General features: G+C 59.7%; 14 protein-coding genes. 7 read left to right on the top strand and 7 right to left on the bottom strand.

What is annotated here, in order from left to right; all coding sequences use genetic code 11:
- Positions 1–115: 115 nt before the first annotated feature.
- Entirely contained in the window at positions 116–1,618 is a 1,503-nt protein-coding gene (locus ACYZTW_RS13775) for an aldehyde dehydrogenase family protein (RefSeq protein ID WP_462005327.1), read from the bottom strand.
- Between the two features lie 166 nt (positions 1,619–1,784).
- Between ACYZTW_RS13775 and ACYZTW_RS13770 the strand changes: the two genes are divergently transcribed.
- Positions 1,785–2,576 (top strand): N-acetylmuramidase domain-containing protein, encoded by a 792-nt coding sequence (locus tag ACYZTW_RS13770; protein WP_462005326.1) that lies wholly within the window; start codon positions 1,785–1,787, stop codon positions 2,574–2,576.
- A 23-nt stretch (positions 2,577–2,599) separates the two neighbouring features.
- On the opposite strand, the gene glsB is transcribed toward ACYZTW_RS13770, so the two are convergent.
- Entirely contained in the window at positions 2,600–3,508 is a 909-nt protein-coding gene (gene glsB, locus ACYZTW_RS13765) for a glutaminase B (RefSeq protein WP_462005325.1), read from the bottom strand.
- Between the two features lie 388 nt (positions 3,509–3,896).
- On the opposite strand from glsB, the gene ACYZTW_RS13760 reads away from it, so the two are divergent.
- The 4 genes from ACYZTW_RS13760 to ACYZTW_RS13745 are packed head-to-tail and all read left to right on the top strand — an operon-like array spanning position 3,897 to position 6,081.
- Positions 3,897–4,100, top strand: coding sequence for an HvfA family oxazolone/thioamide-modified RiPP metallophore (locus ACYZTW_RS13760; RefSeq protein ID WP_046048963.1), 204 nt, complete (start codon positions 3,897–3,899; stop codon positions 4,098–4,100).
- Between the two features lie 55 nt (positions 4,101–4,155).
- Complete coding sequence (locus tag ACYZTW_RS13755; RefSeq protein WP_008151486.1) at positions 4,156–4,671, top strand: HvfX family Cu-binding RiPP maturation protein; 516 nt, start codon at positions 4,156–4,158, stop codon at positions 4,669–4,671.
- 50 nt (positions 4,672–4,721) lie between these two features.
- Positions 4,722–5,345 carry a glutathione S-transferase family protein gene (locus tag ACYZTW_RS13750; protein WP_462005324.1) on the top strand — a complete coding sequence of 208 codons (624 nt, stop codon included), beginning with the start codon at positions 4,722–4,724 and terminating at the stop codon, positions 5,343–5,345.
- A 37-nt stretch (positions 5,346–5,382) separates the two neighbouring features.
- On the top strand, positions 5,383–6,081 hold the full coding sequence (locus tag ACYZTW_RS13745; protein ID WP_462005323.1) for a dienelactone hydrolase family protein: 699 nt from the start codon (positions 5,383–5,385) through the stop codon (positions 6,079–6,081).
- A 177-nt stretch (positions 6,082–6,258) separates the two neighbouring features.
- Here ACYZTW_RS13745 and ACYZTW_RS13740 read toward each other — a convergent pair whose 3' ends face one another.
- Both ACYZTW_RS13740 and ACYZTW_RS13735 read right to left on the bottom strand, forming a co-directional pair.
- Positions 6,259–7,233, bottom strand: coding sequence for a nitrilase-related carbon-nitrogen hydrolase (locus ACYZTW_RS13740; RefSeq protein WP_462005322.1), 975 nt, complete (start codon positions 7,231–7,233; stop codon positions 6,259–6,261).
- Between the two features lie 263 nt (positions 7,234–7,496).
- Entirely contained in the window at positions 7,497–8,429 is a 933-nt protein-coding gene (locus ACYZTW_RS13735; protein WP_462005321.1) for a GlxA family transcriptional regulator, read from the bottom strand.
- A gap of 126 nt (positions 8,430–8,555) precedes the next feature.
- Between ACYZTW_RS13735 and ACYZTW_RS13730 the strand changes: the two genes are divergently transcribed.
- The gene (locus ACYZTW_RS13730; RefSeq protein WP_462005320.1) at positions 8,556–12,044 is read left to right on the top strand and encodes a hypothetical protein; all 3,489 of its coding nucleotides are present in this window, start codon (positions 8,556–8,558) and stop codon (positions 12,042–12,044) included.
- Here ACYZTW_RS13730 and ACYZTW_RS13725 read toward each other — a convergent pair.
- Positions 12,041–12,241 (bottom strand): YbdD/YjiX family protein, encoded by a 201-nt coding sequence (locus tag ACYZTW_RS13725; RefSeq protein ID WP_462005319.1) that lies wholly within the window; start codon positions 12,239–12,241, stop codon positions 12,041–12,043. The two genes, ACYZTW_RS13730 and ACYZTW_RS13725, sit on opposite strands and share 4 nt — an antisense overlap.
- A 174-nt stretch (positions 12,242–12,415) precedes the next feature.
- Between ACYZTW_RS13725 and ACYZTW_RS13720 the strand changes: the two genes are divergently transcribed.
- Positions 12,416–12,901, top strand: coding sequence for an adenosine-specific kinase (locus ACYZTW_RS13720; RefSeq protein ID WP_462005318.1), 486 nt, complete (start codon positions 12,416–12,418; stop codon positions 12,899–12,901).
- 54 nt (positions 12,902–12,955) lie between these two features.
- On the opposite strand, the gene ACYZTW_RS13715 is transcribed toward ACYZTW_RS13720, so the two are convergent.
- Both ACYZTW_RS13715 and ACYZTW_RS13710 read right to left on the bottom strand, forming a co-directional pair.
- The gene (locus ACYZTW_RS13715; protein WP_462005317.1) at positions 12,956–14,308 is read right to left on the bottom strand and encodes a dicarboxylate/amino acid:cation symporter; all 1,353 of its coding nucleotides are present in this window, start codon (positions 14,306–14,308) and stop codon (positions 12,956–12,958) included.
- A 103-nt stretch (positions 14,309–14,411) separates the two neighbouring features.
- The gene (locus ACYZTW_RS13710; protein WP_462005316.1) at positions 14,412–15,467 is read right to left on the bottom strand and encodes a tartrate dehydrogenase; all 1,056 of its coding nucleotides are present in this window, start codon (positions 15,465–15,467) and stop codon (positions 14,412–14,414) included.
- Positions 15,468–15,582: the final 115 nt, after the last annotated feature.

Genomic DNA, 15,582 nt, shown 5'->3' with positions numbered 1-15,582 from the left:
CTCTGACTCTCAGGCGAGCGTTATGGGACATCTGATTCGTTTTGGAGTGCTCGCCGCGCCCATACAGACGCACATTAAGTATAGTGCGGTCGTTGACCGGGGGCGCGGCTCTGGCTCAGCGTTTGACCGACAGATCCGTCTGGGTCATGCGACTGCGGATCGTGAACACCCCATCTCCCGAGAGAATCGCGCTGCGAGCAAACAGGCGACCGCTCTCCCAGTTCGAAAGCCCCAGTTCCGGCTTGTTCAGCGCGTACTGTCCGTCGACCCAGCGGGTAATCCCGTTACCGACAAAGGGTGCGTTGACCGCGTTGTAGAAGCGTTCCTGAGCCTCGGCATCTTCACTGATCAATGACACGGTGAACTGCGGGCTATAGCGATTAAACAACGCGATGGCGCTGTCCAGGTCATCGACAATCTTCAGGCTGACTTCCGGGGTTTCTTCCCATTCCCATTCACGGCCCAACTGATCTTCGGGCAGCGGTTCGGCCAACGCTTCGGTCTGATAGCCTTCGGCGCGGTAAACCTCAACGCTGGCGGTCTGCCAATCGGCCGGCAAGTATTGCTCGCTGCCTTCGACGATGTGCAATTTGCAGCCCTGCCCCCGTGCAGTGCCGGCCTGTTGCAGCGCGTCCAGGAACAGCGGCAGCAGTTCGGCGACACGGTCACGGTGAATCAGGCAGACGTTCATGGTGTTGCAGACTTTGCGATCCAGCGAGTTGCGCACCACCGCAGCAAAGCGCTGGGCATCGGCATCCTTATTCGCGATCAGCCAGGCACCACCGGTGCCGTGCAGGCTGACGGCGGTGCCGGCCTGTTGGGCGATGCTGCCCAATTGACTGACGGCGCGACCCGAACCACGGGCCACCGCCAGCGACAGGCGCCGGTCGGCGAACATCGCCCAACCGGCCGCGTGATTGACGCTTTCCACCAGCGACACCGCGCCAGTCGGCAACCCGGCGTCGCTCAGTGCCGGATTCAGCGCGTGGGTGACGATGGCTTGCGCCGTGCCCAACGCATCGCTGCCAATGCGCAACACCGCCGTGTTACCCGTGCGCAACACGCCGGCGGCGTCGGCGAAGACGTTCGGCCGGCCTTCGAAGACGAACGCGACGATGCCCAAAGGCGAGACCACTTGCTCGACTTTCCAGCCGTCATGCTCGATGCAACTGACCACTTTGCCGCGCGTGGCCGACGCATCGCGCCAGGCCCTGAGGCCGGCGATCATGTCGCGGCGCATGCGTTCATCAGCCAGAAGGCGCGTGGTGGAGCGTCCGCGGGCCTTGGCCCGCTCGATGTCGGCCAGGTTGGCGGCTTCGATCAAGGCCCAGCAGTCAGGGTTTTCCAGACGTTGGGCGAAGCGATCAAAGAACTCGCTGATGGCTTGATCGGGGACCGCGGACATTGCGCTGAAGGCCGCTTCGGCACGCTCGATTGCAATGGCCGCCGCTTGCTGGTCAGCCACCGGAATCAGCAACAATTCGCCGCTGACCTGCTCCACCAGCAAATGGTCCCCGGGCTGAAAGCGCGCGGCCAATTCGGGGCTGACCACAGAGACACGATTCCCGGCGAAAGGGATAGGCGTGCCAGCGACTAGACGTTCGAGCGCAAGAGACATGAAGCGGTTTCACCATGCAGTGGGCGGCCGGAAAATGTATAGGAAAATCCCGGGAGCGTCATTAACCGCACGCCTGACCGGTAATCGAAAACCCGGCAGCCCTGCACCCGGCCCTCCTACGCTAAAAGAGGTACATCAGCGTTTCCTGTTTTCCAAGGAGGCCGTCATGAGCGATGAATTCACAAGCCATGGAGCGGCCCTTGACGAGGATGGTCTGGCGCAGGCGCTGGACCTTGCCAAAGTCAGTGCCGCGCAACTCTGGGCTGTTTTGGCAGTAGAAACGTCCGGCAACGGGTTCTTTCCCGATCGCCGCCCGAAAATCCTTTACGAGCGCCACGTCTTCAGTCGACTGACCCACCAGACGTTTGACGCGCAACATCCTGATATCAGTAGCAAAACCCCCGGCAACTATGGCGCATCGGGGCCGCATCAATATGACCGTCTGAACCTGGCCGTCGGCCTGAACAGGACCGCAGCCTTGCAAAGTACATCCTGGGGGCTGGGGCAGATCATGGGATTCAATTTTGCGCAGACCCATTCGGCGGATGTCGAGACGATGATCAAACGGATGGTCGTGTCCGAAAACGAACAACTGCTGTGCACCGTTGGCACGTTGATCGAAGGCGGGTCAGTCGCGGCCTTACGGGCCAAGGACTGGACTAACTTTGCTCGCCGCTACAACGGCCCCAACTACGCGATCAACAACTACGACGTGCGACTCAGCGCGGCGTATCAGAAGTTTTCCTATGGAGGGACGCCGGACCTGAGAATTCGTATGGCGCAAACCTGCTTGACGTACCTGGGCTGGCACCCCGGCCCCGTCGACGGCATCGTCGGCAAACAGACCCGGGATGCAATGAACCTCTTCCAGGCAAAAGAGCACCTGGATATCACCACAGTGCTGGACGATGAAACGCTGGCGTGTTTGCGCAGCCGAGTCGAAGCGTTGCCGCTGTGACCCGGCACCACTGTGCACCGTGCCTAGAACACCGACCAGCCAATCCGCTGACTCAGCAACTCCAGCGCGGCCATGCCCGCGAGGGAGTTGCCGGCGGTGTTCAACTCCGGTGACCAGACGCACACCGTGAATTGCCCCGGCACCACCGCGACAATCCCTCCGCCCACGCCGCTCTTGCCGGGTAAACCGACGCGATAGGCAAAGTTGCCGGCTTCATCGTAGAGGCCGCTGGTGGCCATGATCGAGTTGACTTGCTGGGTCTGCCGAGCGGTGAGGATCTGTTCACCGCTGTGTTTGCAGAAACCGTCATTGGCCAGGAAACAGAACGCCCGCGCCAGATCCACGCAGCTCATGCGCAGCGCGCAATGGCTGAAGTAACTGCGCAGCACCGCTTCGACGTCGTTGTGGAAATTGCCGAAAGATTGCATCAGATAGGCCATCGCAGCGTTGCGCGCGCGATGCTGGTATTCGGACTCGGCGACCTTGCCGTCCACCATGACTTGCGGGTTGCCGGACAGCCGACGGACAAAATCGCGCATGGACAGTGCCGGCGCGGCAAAGCGTGACTGGTTGATGTCGCAGATCACCAGCGCACCGGCGTTGATGAAGGGATTGCGCGGGCGTCCGCGCTCAAACTCCAGTTGCACCAGCGAATTGAACGGTTGGCCGGAAGGCTCGTGACCCAGGCGTTTCCAAATGGCTTCGCCGGAGTGTTCGATGGCCTGCACCAGGCTGAACACCTTGGAAATACTCTGCACCGAGAACAGCGTATGGGCATCGCCGGCGCAATACAGTTCGCCGTCATTGCCGTACACCGCGATGCCCAGTTGATCGGCCGGCACCGTACCGAGGGCGGGAATGTAGTCAGCCACCTTACCCTGGCCGATCAGGGGACGTACTGCGTCAAGGATCTCGTTCAACAGCGCTTGCATGCCGGGTTCCGAAGTCTCGCCCCATGGGATTGCGGGGACACAGACGCTAGACGCCACGGGGCGGGACTGGATCACAGTTTTCCGTGGCATTGGATAAACCCAGTCTCCAATACCCCATTGCCCCCCTTGTGGGAGCGAGCCTGCTCGCGAAAGCGCTGTGTCAGACAACATCAATGCCAACTGACAGTCCGCTTTCGCGAGCAGGCTCGCTCCCACAAGGGATCAGTGGTTACGTATCACATTGTGTACAGCGCCCCTCCCGACACACCCCGCCCCTAAAACCCCGCACCAAAGACACATCGCAGATACACCCGCTTGATGAACTGTGCCTGTCGATTGGCCACGCCGATCAAAGCGCTCAACTCACTCAATGCTACGGAGTATCACCATGTTCAAGCTCTCGACTTCTTCTTTGACCCTCGGCCTGATCATCGCTGGCGGCCTGGCCTTGTCCAACGTGGCTTCTGCCTCCGAGTCCGAAGCATTCAGCATGAAACAACTGGCCCACGGCTACAGCCAGGTCCAGGCCGACACGGCGGAAAAACCGGCTGAAGGTAAATGTGGCGAAGGCAAGTGCGGCGCCAGCGAGTAACCCATTGCGTGGGGCCCCGCGTTGCCCACTTCCCTGACTGAACGGAGATCAAGCCATGACCACCTCACTCTCGTCGGCCGTGAAAGGCCTGCACCTGAACCTCGACCGTGCCGGTAGCTGGATTGCGCCGCTGACCCTGCGGGTGTTCCTCGCCTGGGAGTTCTTCGAGTCAGGCCTGGAAAAATTCAATGGCGAAAACTGGTTCGCCGATATTCAGGACAGCTTCCCGTTCCCCTTCAACCACGTGCCGGCCACGCTGAACTGGGAACTGTCGATGTGGGCCGAACTGATCTGCGCCCTGGCCATACTGGTCGGCCTGGGAACGCGGATCTCGGCAATCATTTTGATCGTGGTCACGGTCGTCGCGACCGCTGCCGTTCACTGGCCGGCCGATTGGTCTACATTGAGTGAGCTTGCCCAGGGTTACGCCATCAGCAACAAAGGTCACGGCAACTTCAAACTGCCGCTGATCTACCTCGCGGCCTTTATGCCGCTGTTGCTCTCGGGTGCCGGCAAGCTCAGCCTCGATGCGCTGCTGGCTCGAGTCTTCTGGCGTCGCGATAACCGCTGAACTGCCAGGGACTCGATAACGTCCCTCGGTTCAATAGTGGAGCAATGGTCATGAGTCTCACCCTCTATGGTTTTGACGGCAGTACTTACGTGCGCACAGTGAAGATGCTGCTGGCGGAAAAAGACGCGGACTTCGACCAGGTGCAGGTCAACGTGATCAAAGGCGAGCCGCACCTGCCAGAGCATTTGGTGCGCCACCCTTTCGGCAAAGTGCCCGTCATCGACCATGACGGTTTCCGGGTGATCGAAACCGGCGCGATCGTGGCCTATCTGGACGAAGTCCTGCCAGGCCCGTCAATCACCCCTGACAATGCCCACGACCGCGCTCGCACCCACATGGCCCAAGGCATTTACGATTCCTATGGCTATGGCAACTTTGTGCAGGTGTTCGGCTATCACCTGTTTCCCGACTTCATCGGCGGAAAGAATGAAGATTCGCGCCGCAAAGGCATCGAGAACTCGAAACGGGTGCTGCGCGAACTGATGAAAATAAAAGGCACCGATCCGTTTATCGCAGGTCAAGAACCCAGCATCGGCGACTTTTACCTGGCACCGGGCTGCGCCTACCTGGCCATGATCCCGGACGCGTCACAGGTGTTTGCCGTGGACGGTTTCGCCGAATGGTGGAAACGTATGCAGGCGCTGCCAAGCTTCAAGGCCACACAGCCCCAGTAAGCATCAACCGAACTCACTTGCGTAGACAGGAGCCACCATGAGCGTGACCACCCAATGGATCGAGATCGACAGCACCGACGGCAAATTCGACGCTTACCTGGCGATTCCGCACACCGGCAAAGGTCCGGGGATTGTGCTGATCCAGGAAATCTTCGGCGTGAATGAACACATCCGTTCGGTCGCCGAACAATACGCCGCCGACGGTTACCTGGTGATCGTACCGGACCTGTTCTGGCGCAGCGGCGAGCGCATAGAACTGGGCTACGACGAAGCCGGCTGGAAACGCGCCGTCGAGTTGATGAACGCCACCGACGTCCACAAGGCGCAGGCCGACATCAAACTGGCCATTGAAGCGCTGAAAGCTCAGCCCGGCCTGGACGGCGGGATCGCTTCCATCGGTTTCTGCTTTGGCGGCCTGCTCTCGTACCACACGGCGGCCAACGGACTGGTCAACGTGGCGATCGCCTATTACGGCGGCGGTATCCAGAACCATTTGCAGCGGGCCGATGAAATCAAGGTGCCGGTGCTGATGCATTTTGGCGAACAAGACAGCCACATCTCCATGGACGCCGTGAAGACAATCGCCGAACGTTTCGAGAACAACGACCACGTGGATATTCAGGTGTATCCGGGTGCCGAACATGGCTTCAACTGCTCGCATCGCGACAGCTACAACCAGCCGGCGGCAGCCGAGGCGCATGGCAATACGTTGATCTTTTTGAGTCAGAATTTGTAAGCCCAGACGAACAAAAGGGGACTTCCATCGCGGCGATGGAAGTCCCCTTTTTTTAGCGCCTGCAATGGCGTCATCGCGGGCAAGTCGGATCGCCGCATCGCACGCTCCCACATTGGAATGCATTTCCCCTGTGGGAGCGTGGCTTGCCCGCGATGGGGTCGACACGGTCTCAGCCGTTTAACGACTGGTTTCTTCCACCACCTCGTTCACCATCAACGTCGGATGAACACTGCGCTCATGCACATGCGCGGTCGGTGTGCGGTCGATCAGCAGGCTCAGCAGTTCCGGACGGCTGTAGTGACCGCGCGAATCCATCATGCGTTTGCGTTTGTCGATCAGGCCCATGTCGAGGTCGACGATCACCTCGCCTTCGCCTTCAGTCAGCGCGCCCCGCACCACGCCATCCGGGCTGATGATCGCAGTGAAGCAACCACCGGAAATCGGGCCGATGGGGCAACCGGTGTCGGCCATGATTTGTGCCTGTTGCTCTGGGTTCAGCCAGGCCGTGGAGTTGACCACGAAGCAGGCCGCCTCCAATGCATGCTGGCGGATGCTGACTTCCATTTGTGAAGCAAACAGCGGCCCCGCAAACGATCCTGGGTACATCGCCGCATGAATCTGTTCGCCATCGGCCATCAAGGCATAACGGGCCAGCGGGTTGTAATGTTCCCAGCACGCCAGTTGGCCGATGCGCCCTACCGCGCTGTCGGTGGCGCGCAGGCCGGAACCGTCGCCCATGCCCCAGATCATGCGTTCGTGATAGGTCGGTGAAATCTTGCGGCGATGCTGAATCAGGGTGCCGTCGGCATCGAACAACAACTGCGTGTTGTACAGCGTGCCGCCGTCACGTTCGTTGACGCCGATGGAGACCACCATGCCGGCCTGTCTGGCGGCGGCGCCGATGGCCTCGGTGGCAGCCGAAGGGACAGTGACGGCCTGATCCAGCAGTTTGAGGTGTTCAGCCGCCATTTCGAAAGGCGACTGAACGAACGAGAAGTACGGGTAGTAAGGCACGATGGTTTCCGGGAACACGGCGAACTGCACGCCCTGATCACCGAGTTCGAGAATCTTCTGCACCACTTTGTCGACGGTGCCTTCACGGCTGTAAAGAACGGGGCTGATTTGTACGGCAGCGGCTTTTACGAGGGTCATGGCGGTGATCTCATTGAGGGAATGGACTTCAACGAGATCAAAATTACGCCAATAATATTTAGACCGAAATGTCGAATACACCACCTTTTAGGACACCATGACAATCAGCCGCGTCGATCGATAAGTAACCTGTGGCGAGGGAGCTTGCTCCCGCTGGACTGCGCAGCAGTCCCCTTCTTTTTAGGGATCGGGGGGCCGCTTCGCGGCCCAGCGGGAGCAAGCTCCCTCGCCACAGGTTCAGTGTCACGCTTAACTGACTGGCATCAGCCTCGATTAGCGCGCTGGATCACTTGCGGTGGCTGGCCAAATGCACGAATAAACGCCCGACGCATCCGCTCGCGATCGCCAAAACCGGTATCGGTCGCCACCACGTCGATGGGGTGCCGACCGGTTTCCATCATCAGACGCGCCGCTTCCACCCGCAGGTTTTCGATGGCCTTGGCCGGTGATTGCCCGGTTTCGGCATGGAACACACGGCTGAATTGCCGAGGGCTGAGGTTGGCGGCGCTGGCCAGTTCCTCGACTGACAGCGCGGATTTCAGGTTCTGCTTGGCATAGGCCAACGCGGCCTGGATGCGATCGGTCTTGGGCTCAAGTTCGAGCATCACCGAAAACTGCGACTGCCCTCCCGCGCGCCGGTGGTACACCACCAATTGCCGGGCCACCCGCCGCGCGACTTCCGCGCCCAGATCCTTTTCCACCAGCGCCAGCGCCAGATCAACACAAGCGCTCATGCCCGCGGCCGTCCAGAGGTTGCCGTCGTTGATGAAGATCCGGTCTTCCTCGACCTTCACCTTCGGGTACGCCTTCTGCAGCGCCGGGGCATGGCACCAGTGTGTGGTCGCGCGCCGGCCATCCAGCAAACCGGCCTCGGCCAGTGCGATAGCGCCGGTACAGATCGAGCCCAGACGCCGGGTGGTCCGGCTGGCGCTGCGCAAAAACGCCACCATGCCCGGTGATACCGGACGGATCAGGTTGTCGCCCATCACCAACAGCGTGTCGAACGAGCGCTGGTCGAACGCCGAGGTTTCCACGCCAAACCCGGCGGAGGTCTGCACCGTACCGCCGTGCTCGGACAGCAAGGCCATGCTGTACACCGGTTCGTCAGTGGCCGTGTTGGCCAACTCGAACGTGGCGCACATGGCCAGGCCCAACACCTGAAACCCGGGGTAAACGATGAGTCCGATGGTGTGCATGGCGGCTGCCTCTTGTGACCTTAAAGGTGGCATGACTGATTTTACCGCCACTGACTTTGCACTGAACCCTCTTATTGGGTCTATACATAACTGTAATCAGTTGGCCGAGAACAAGAGGCACAGGCCATGGACAACAAGGGTTCTGGCACTAACCTGGCCTTCTGGCTGCCAGGCAGTGCGGTCATCCTGAGTCTGGTGGTATCGATGTTCGCGCTCAACCGCGAACCGTTCCTTGAACCGCGGCCGATCGGTGCACAGTTCCAGGCGCAACTGCCCATCGAAGCCCGGTTATGGCAAGACCCTTTCGATGCGGTCGAGCGTTATCGCAAGAAGCTCACCGACAGCAAGAACCCGGATGCCGAAAATGTCTGCAGCCCGGATATTTCTCCACTGTCCGGAGAAAAAGCTGCCCCCGACATCATGGTGGCGCTGGTCGAAGGCGGCCCTTACGCCGATGAAGTTGAACGGCGCCGGCGCATTCGTTATGCGCTGCTGGCAGGGTTCAAGAATTCCCACCGGGTGCCGGATCAGGAGCAGTACATCCATTGCATGAGACTCGCCGCCGACCTGTCGCTTGATCCCCCGCAGAAAACCGGTTTCGTCGACGCGCCCTATGAAATATTCGTCTCCAACCCCTTCGATCCGCCGACGGCCCTTGAAGGCGCGCCACCACCGCCTGACCGAACGATCGTGTTCTGGTTCAAACAGGACGCGCTCGGCTCAACGCCGCTGCAGCAGCTCGACACGTTACGCAAGAGCCTGAAAACCAAAGTGGCTTTGGCGTGTTCTCCAAAACCGTGTTCCGAGGCCCCCGACAATGCCGTCCTGAAGGTCATCGGCCCTTCTACCTCAACCGTCCTGCGTGACATGTTCCAGGACCAGGACATCGGCCAGGCCACACCGAATGTGGAAATCTACTCACCGCTGGCCACGGCCGATAACGAGACGCTGGATCGCGGCTACCAAAAGCTGTCGCCACCGCTGGCGATCAGACAACCCATGAAGTTGCTGCGCACCGTCAGCGACGACGGCACCATGACGCAACTGATGCTGGAGGAGCTGAAGTTGCGCCGCGTGGACCCGGCCACGGGTGTGCGTTGCAGCGAAGGCAAACTGCAACGGATCGGCTCACCGTGCACTCGCGACCTGCGCCGCAGCGGCAACCGCATCGCGTTAATTTCCGAGTGGGACAGTTTCTACAGCCGCGCGCTGATCGAAAGCTTCAAGACACAGGTGGCCAAGGATGCCCGCTTGGGCAGCGACGAAAAAAACCATAGGGATGTGGTCGATCAGTGGATTTTGCGCTTCAGCTATCTACGCGGCCTGGACGGACGCCTCCCGGAAGAGTCCGCGAGCAACGACAAAAGCGCCAGTACCGATCCCGGTAAAAACAAAGACCCCACCCAACTTGATCTCAGTCCGCTGGAGAAATCCGACGGCAACTCCCAGCTCGACTACCTGCGTCGCCTGGCCGATCATATCGCCAACGAGGACGCGGCCTATCGACGCAACGGCGAAAGCGGCATCGGTGCGATTGGCGTACTGGGCGTCGATGCCTACGACAAGCTCTTGGTGCTGCAAGCGCTGAAGAGTCGGATGCCGTACAAACTATACTTTTCCACCGACCTCGATGCCCGCATGTTGCAACGGGGCCAGGCACAAACCACACGCAACCTGATACTCGCCGCCCCCTATGGACTGACGCTGACACGCGCCCTGCAACAAGACGTGCCGCCGTTTCGCGACAGCCTGCAAAGTGCGGTGTTCATCTCGGTGCTGGCGGCGCTGGCGCCGCAATCTTTCGACGCCAAGCGCGCGAAGTTCGACTATTCCAAATCGGAGCTGCTCTCGCCGGGCATCTATGAAGTGGGCATCAGCGGCTTCATTCCCCTGGCGAGCCGGCTGACCGCATCACGCCCGGCAAGTTGCGAGGCACCGACCCAATCGCAGTCTGACCAAGGCGTACGTCCGCACGACCTGATGGCGCTGCGCTGCCTTCAAGACCCTTCACCACCGCCCTACCCTGAACCCTCCAAATCCATCCGCGACCGTTTCAAGCAAGCCCAATCCTTCTACTGGGCCGGGCCACTGACGATCACCCTGCTGATACTCGCCGGGTTCATCGTCTGGTGGCGGATCGAGGGCCCGAAAGATGACCATGACGCACGGCTGGCCTGGGTGCGCGGCGTGCCGATGACGCTGTTTATGGTGGCGGCGGCCTGCGCATTCATCGCCACACGGTTCTGGCATGCGGAGTTTCTCTGGTTCACGTTTGTGCTGATATTGCTGGGTATCATCTCGTCGAACCTGACCCGGCGCTCCGCGAGGCAACTGGCGATGGCCAAGGACTCGACAGCCAGCATGAGCACGGGCTTATACGACTCCCGGGCGTGGTACATCGTGGTCCCCCTTGTCATGTTTATCCTCGCGCTGATGCTGGCGTACCAGATGCGCAGCACATTGACGGACAACGGACTCGGTGAGCCGATGTTCCTGTTTGAAGGCATCAGTGCCTGGCCAACCGTGGCTCTGCGGCTGCTGGCCGTGCTGATTTCCCTCTCGGCGTTGGCATGGGGCTGGCGCAACCTGCGCATCAACCGGGCCGAGATCGAAGCCACGTACCATTTGAGCCTGCACATGCGCAAATATGAGACGACCTTGTGGGGACAGGTTCGACGCTTGATTCGCAGAGGCAAAGGCTGGACATTTCGTCGATGGTGCAACGAGCTGGGGCACTGCCTGCTGAAGATTTTCTTCCCGTTGCTGACCGCCAGCGAAGAATGGTCAAAGTCCTGCGCACCGGCACAGGCTGCTTGCACGGACGGGCGCAAGATGATCGTCATTGCCCGCTTCTGGGGTGAGCACTGCGTGTGCGGCTCCTTTGGCGCCCGAATGCTGCGGGCCATGCTCGCCACGTGGGTTTACGTCGTGGTCACCAGCGTGTTGTTTGTCATCTGGCCCATGGAGGGCATGCCCGTTCGCGGCGCATCGATGTGGTGGATGATGAGTTGGCTGATCCCCGCCTTGACGTTCCAGTTCCTGGTGTTCTGGGTCGTGGATGCGAACCTGCTGCTGACGCGATTCGTCCGCCATCTCAGCGAACATCATGCGATCTGGCCTGGCACCTTGCAGATGGAGCACAAGAAAACCTTTGGCATGCTCCGCCACCCGTGCATCGACGAGTGGATGGATTTGCAGCTGATCGCCAAGCGCACCTCAGCCGTTAACCGTCTGATCTATGCACCGACGGCGGTCATGTTGATCCTGTTTGCATCGCGCAGCAGTCTGTTCGATAACTGGCCGACGCCGCCCAGTCTGGTCATTTCTTACCTGCTGACGGCGCTGGTACTGCTGGTCTCCGCGCTGTCGCTGCGCCGTGCCGCGGAAAAGTCCCGCACGCTTGCACTGCAACGACTCGACGCCTATCTGCTGGAAACACCCGAAACGACACCGTGCTACGGCAAGTTCAAGATGATCCGCGAGCGGGTCGCGACGCTCAGTACCGGCTCGTTCTCACGCTACGCTGAAGACCCGCTGATCAAGGCGCTGCTGCTGTCGCTGACCGGTATCGGCGGCTCGGCCATTGTCGATGCGTTGAACTATGCGAAGTTCTAGCAGCAACGCGTATTGCATTTCCCACGGCCGAAACGGGCCTCCTGACGCTCACGAAAAAACGCCGAATAGCTCATGACCGGCTCGCCGGGATGATTCAGCGCCATTTGCGCAACGTAGTTATCGTAATCGGGCACACCGACCATTAAACGCGCGCCCTGGCTGAAGAACTTCGCGACATGCTGCAGTTTGCGGTACATGGCAAATCTCTCTATGAGTGTGGGACTGAGCCATGAAACCGCGCTGATGTATCTGCACTGTGTCAGCACCGGGGCGCTTTGTATGTTCAAGTATCAAAAGCGGCGATGCGCAACGCCCGGCTCGTTCTCACGCTAGGCTGAAGAATAACGACATCGTGAAAGGAGGCGTTCGAGATGCAACTCATCACGTTGAAAATCGACAAGCCGGAAGCAACGAACTTCATTTTCGGTCAGACCCACTTCATAAAGTCCGTCGAGGACATCCACGAAGCGTTGGTCAATGCCGTGCCAGGTATCCGCTTTGGCCTGGCCTTTTGCGAAGCTTCCGGTAACTGCCTGGTGCGCTGGTCCGGCACTGATACCGCCATGATCGAACTGGCCCGGAGCAATGCCCAAGCCATCGGCGCAGGCCATAGCTTCATCATTTTCCTCGACGATGGCTTCTATCCCGTAAACGTGTTGAACGCCGTCAAAATGGTTCCAGAGGTGTGCCGCATTTTTTGTGCAACGGCCAATCCGACTGAAGTGATTCTCGCCGAGACGGACCAAGGACGAGCGATTCTCGGCGTAGTGGATGGCTTCTGTGCCCGTGGCATTGAAGGCGAGGAAGACATCCTGTGGCGCAAGAACCTGTTGCGGCAGATCGGCTACAAGCTTTGAGCACCTTGCGTTACAACCGGGCGCTGACCATCACACCGTTCAGCGCCTCATACCTTATGCCTGAGAGGCTTTTGGGCGGTTTGGCAGCACGCGAGCGCCCAACGCCGAAGGAGCAGCGATAACCTCTGCCTGAGCCGTCGCGGGTTTCTCCCCTTCGACCTCGCCATTCAACGCCTTGTGCATTTTCACGGTGTCCAGCGCCCCGACCCATTTGGCAATGGCCATTGTCCCGACGCCATTACCGATGGTGTTGGTGATTGCACGCGCTTCCGACATGAACCGATCGACGCCCAACAGCAGCACCATACCCGCCACCGGAATGGTGCCAAGGGACGATAACGTCGCCGCCAGAATGATGAATCCCGAGCCGGTGACACCGGCAGAGCCCTTGGAGGTAAACATCAGCACGGCCAGGACGATCAACTGATCCGTCAGGGTTAGCGGTGTGTTCGTGGCCTGTGCGATGAAGATGGCGGCGATGGTGTAGTAGATCGCCTGCCCGTCCGGGTTGAAGGTCAAGCCTGAGGGAATGATCAGGCCCGCGACAGGTTTGGAAACACCGGCCTTTTCCATCTTGGAAATCATCTGCGGCAACACCGATTCCGAAGAGCTGGTGCCGAGGACAGTGAACAGTTCTTCCTTGATGAATTTCAGAAACTTCCACAGGCTGAATCCGCTGTAGCGGCAGATCGGACCCAGTACAAAAATCACGAACACAGCACAGGTCAGGTAGACACAAGCCATCAGCTTGCCGAGTGAGAACAGCGAGCCAAAGCCGTATTTGCCGATGGTGAAGGCAATCGCCCCGAAGGCGCCGATGGGTGCCAGGCGCATGACCATGTTGACGATGCGAAACATGCCCTGCATCAGGCTGTCCAGCGTGTCGACGAACACCTTGGCGCGAGGTCCGACATGCGCCAGCGCAATGCCCAGCAGAATGGAGAACAGCAATATTTGCAGCACGTTGCCCTTGGCGAAGGCATCCACGATGGTGTCGGGGATGATGTTCATCACAAAGTCCATGAACGACGCGTGCTTCACGGCGGAGGTGTAGGTGGCCAGGCTGGACGTATCCAGCGTGGCGACATCGATGTTCATGCCGGCGCCGGGTTTGAACACATCGACAACCACCAGACCGACGACCAGCGCCAGGGTGGACACCACTTCGAAATAAATCAGCGCACGAAAGCCGACGCGACCCAGTTCTTTCATGTTCTCCATGCGTGCAATGCCCGTGACCACCGTCAGGAAGATCACCGGGGCGAGGAGCATTTTGATCAGTTTGATGAACGCGTCGCCCAAGGGTTTGAGCGCTGTTCCGGTTTCGGGCACGAGCACTCCGACGATGGCGCCGAGGATCACGGCGATGAGCACTTGTACGTAGAGTTTGCCGAATATTCTTTTCATGACAGGGCCCTGATTTTTTATTGTTGTCAGGAAATGCCAAGGGGTCTGATCGGTGATCAGCCCCTCGGTGTTGTGCCGCAGTACTACTTTGAATCGATAAACATCAGCGCTTGATCAACTCGATGACCGCATCGGTGATCTGGCGGGTGGTGGCCGTGCCGCCCAGATCCGGGGTATGCAGGCCGCTCTCGGTCACTGCCTCGATGGCCGACATCAGGTGTTTCGCCGCGGCCGCTTCGCCCAAGTGTTCGAGCATCATCGCTGCCGTCCAGAATGTCGCGATCGGGTTGGCGACGCCTTTGCCGGTGATGTCGAAGGCCGAGCCATGGATCGGTTCGAACATCGACGGGAATTTGCGCGAAGGGTTCAGGTTGGCGGTCGGCGCGATGCCCAGGCTGCCGGACAACGCGGCGGCCAGATCGGACAGGATGTCGGCGTGCAGGTTGGTGGCGACGATCACGTCCAGCGTCGACGGTTTGAGCACCATCCGCGTGGTCACGGCGTCGACCAGTTCCTTGTCGATCCTGACGTCCGGAAAGTCCTTGGCGACTTCATAGAAAATCTCGTCCCACAGCACCATGCCATGACGCTGGGCGTTGGACTTGGTGACCATGGTCAGGTGTTTGCGTGGACGGCTTTGCGCCAGTTCGAAGGCGAAACGGTGAATGCGCTCGACCCCGGCACGGGTGAACACCGACACTTCGGTGGCGACTTCTTCAGGCAGACCCCGGTGGACACGACCGCCGTTGCCGGAGTACTCACCCTCGGAGTTTTCACGGACCACGACCCAGTCGATTTGATCACCATTGAGCAGCGGGCTTTTGACCCCTGGCAGTACGCGAGCCGGACGCACGTTGGCGTACTGGTCGAAGCCCTGGCAGATCGGCAGGCGCAGGCCCCACAGCGAAATGTGATCCGGTACGTTGAGCGCACCGACAGCGCCGAAGAAAATGGCGTCGAAGGTTTTCAGCTCTTCCAGGCCATCTTCCGGGATGTAGTAGCCGTTTTTAAGGTAGTTGTCCGAGTTCCAGTCGAAGTGTTTGAAATCCAGTTCGAAGCCGGATTTCTTCGATAAGGCTTGCAGCACCTCGACGCCCGCGGCGATCACTTCAACACCGATACCATCACCTGGAACCGCAGCAATTTTGTAGGCGCTCATCAATTAACTCCACTCTCGTCACGTTCTTGTTGTGCCTGTCGAACGGGGGTGTTCAATCAGGGTGTGAGCGGAGTATATGTAGTGAACAAATGAGCGTGAGTTACTCCAAATCACT

The organism is Pseudomonas sp. LB3P25 (assembly GCF_054897985.1).
This window is presented reverse-complemented; position numbering and strand designations above follow the sequence as displayed.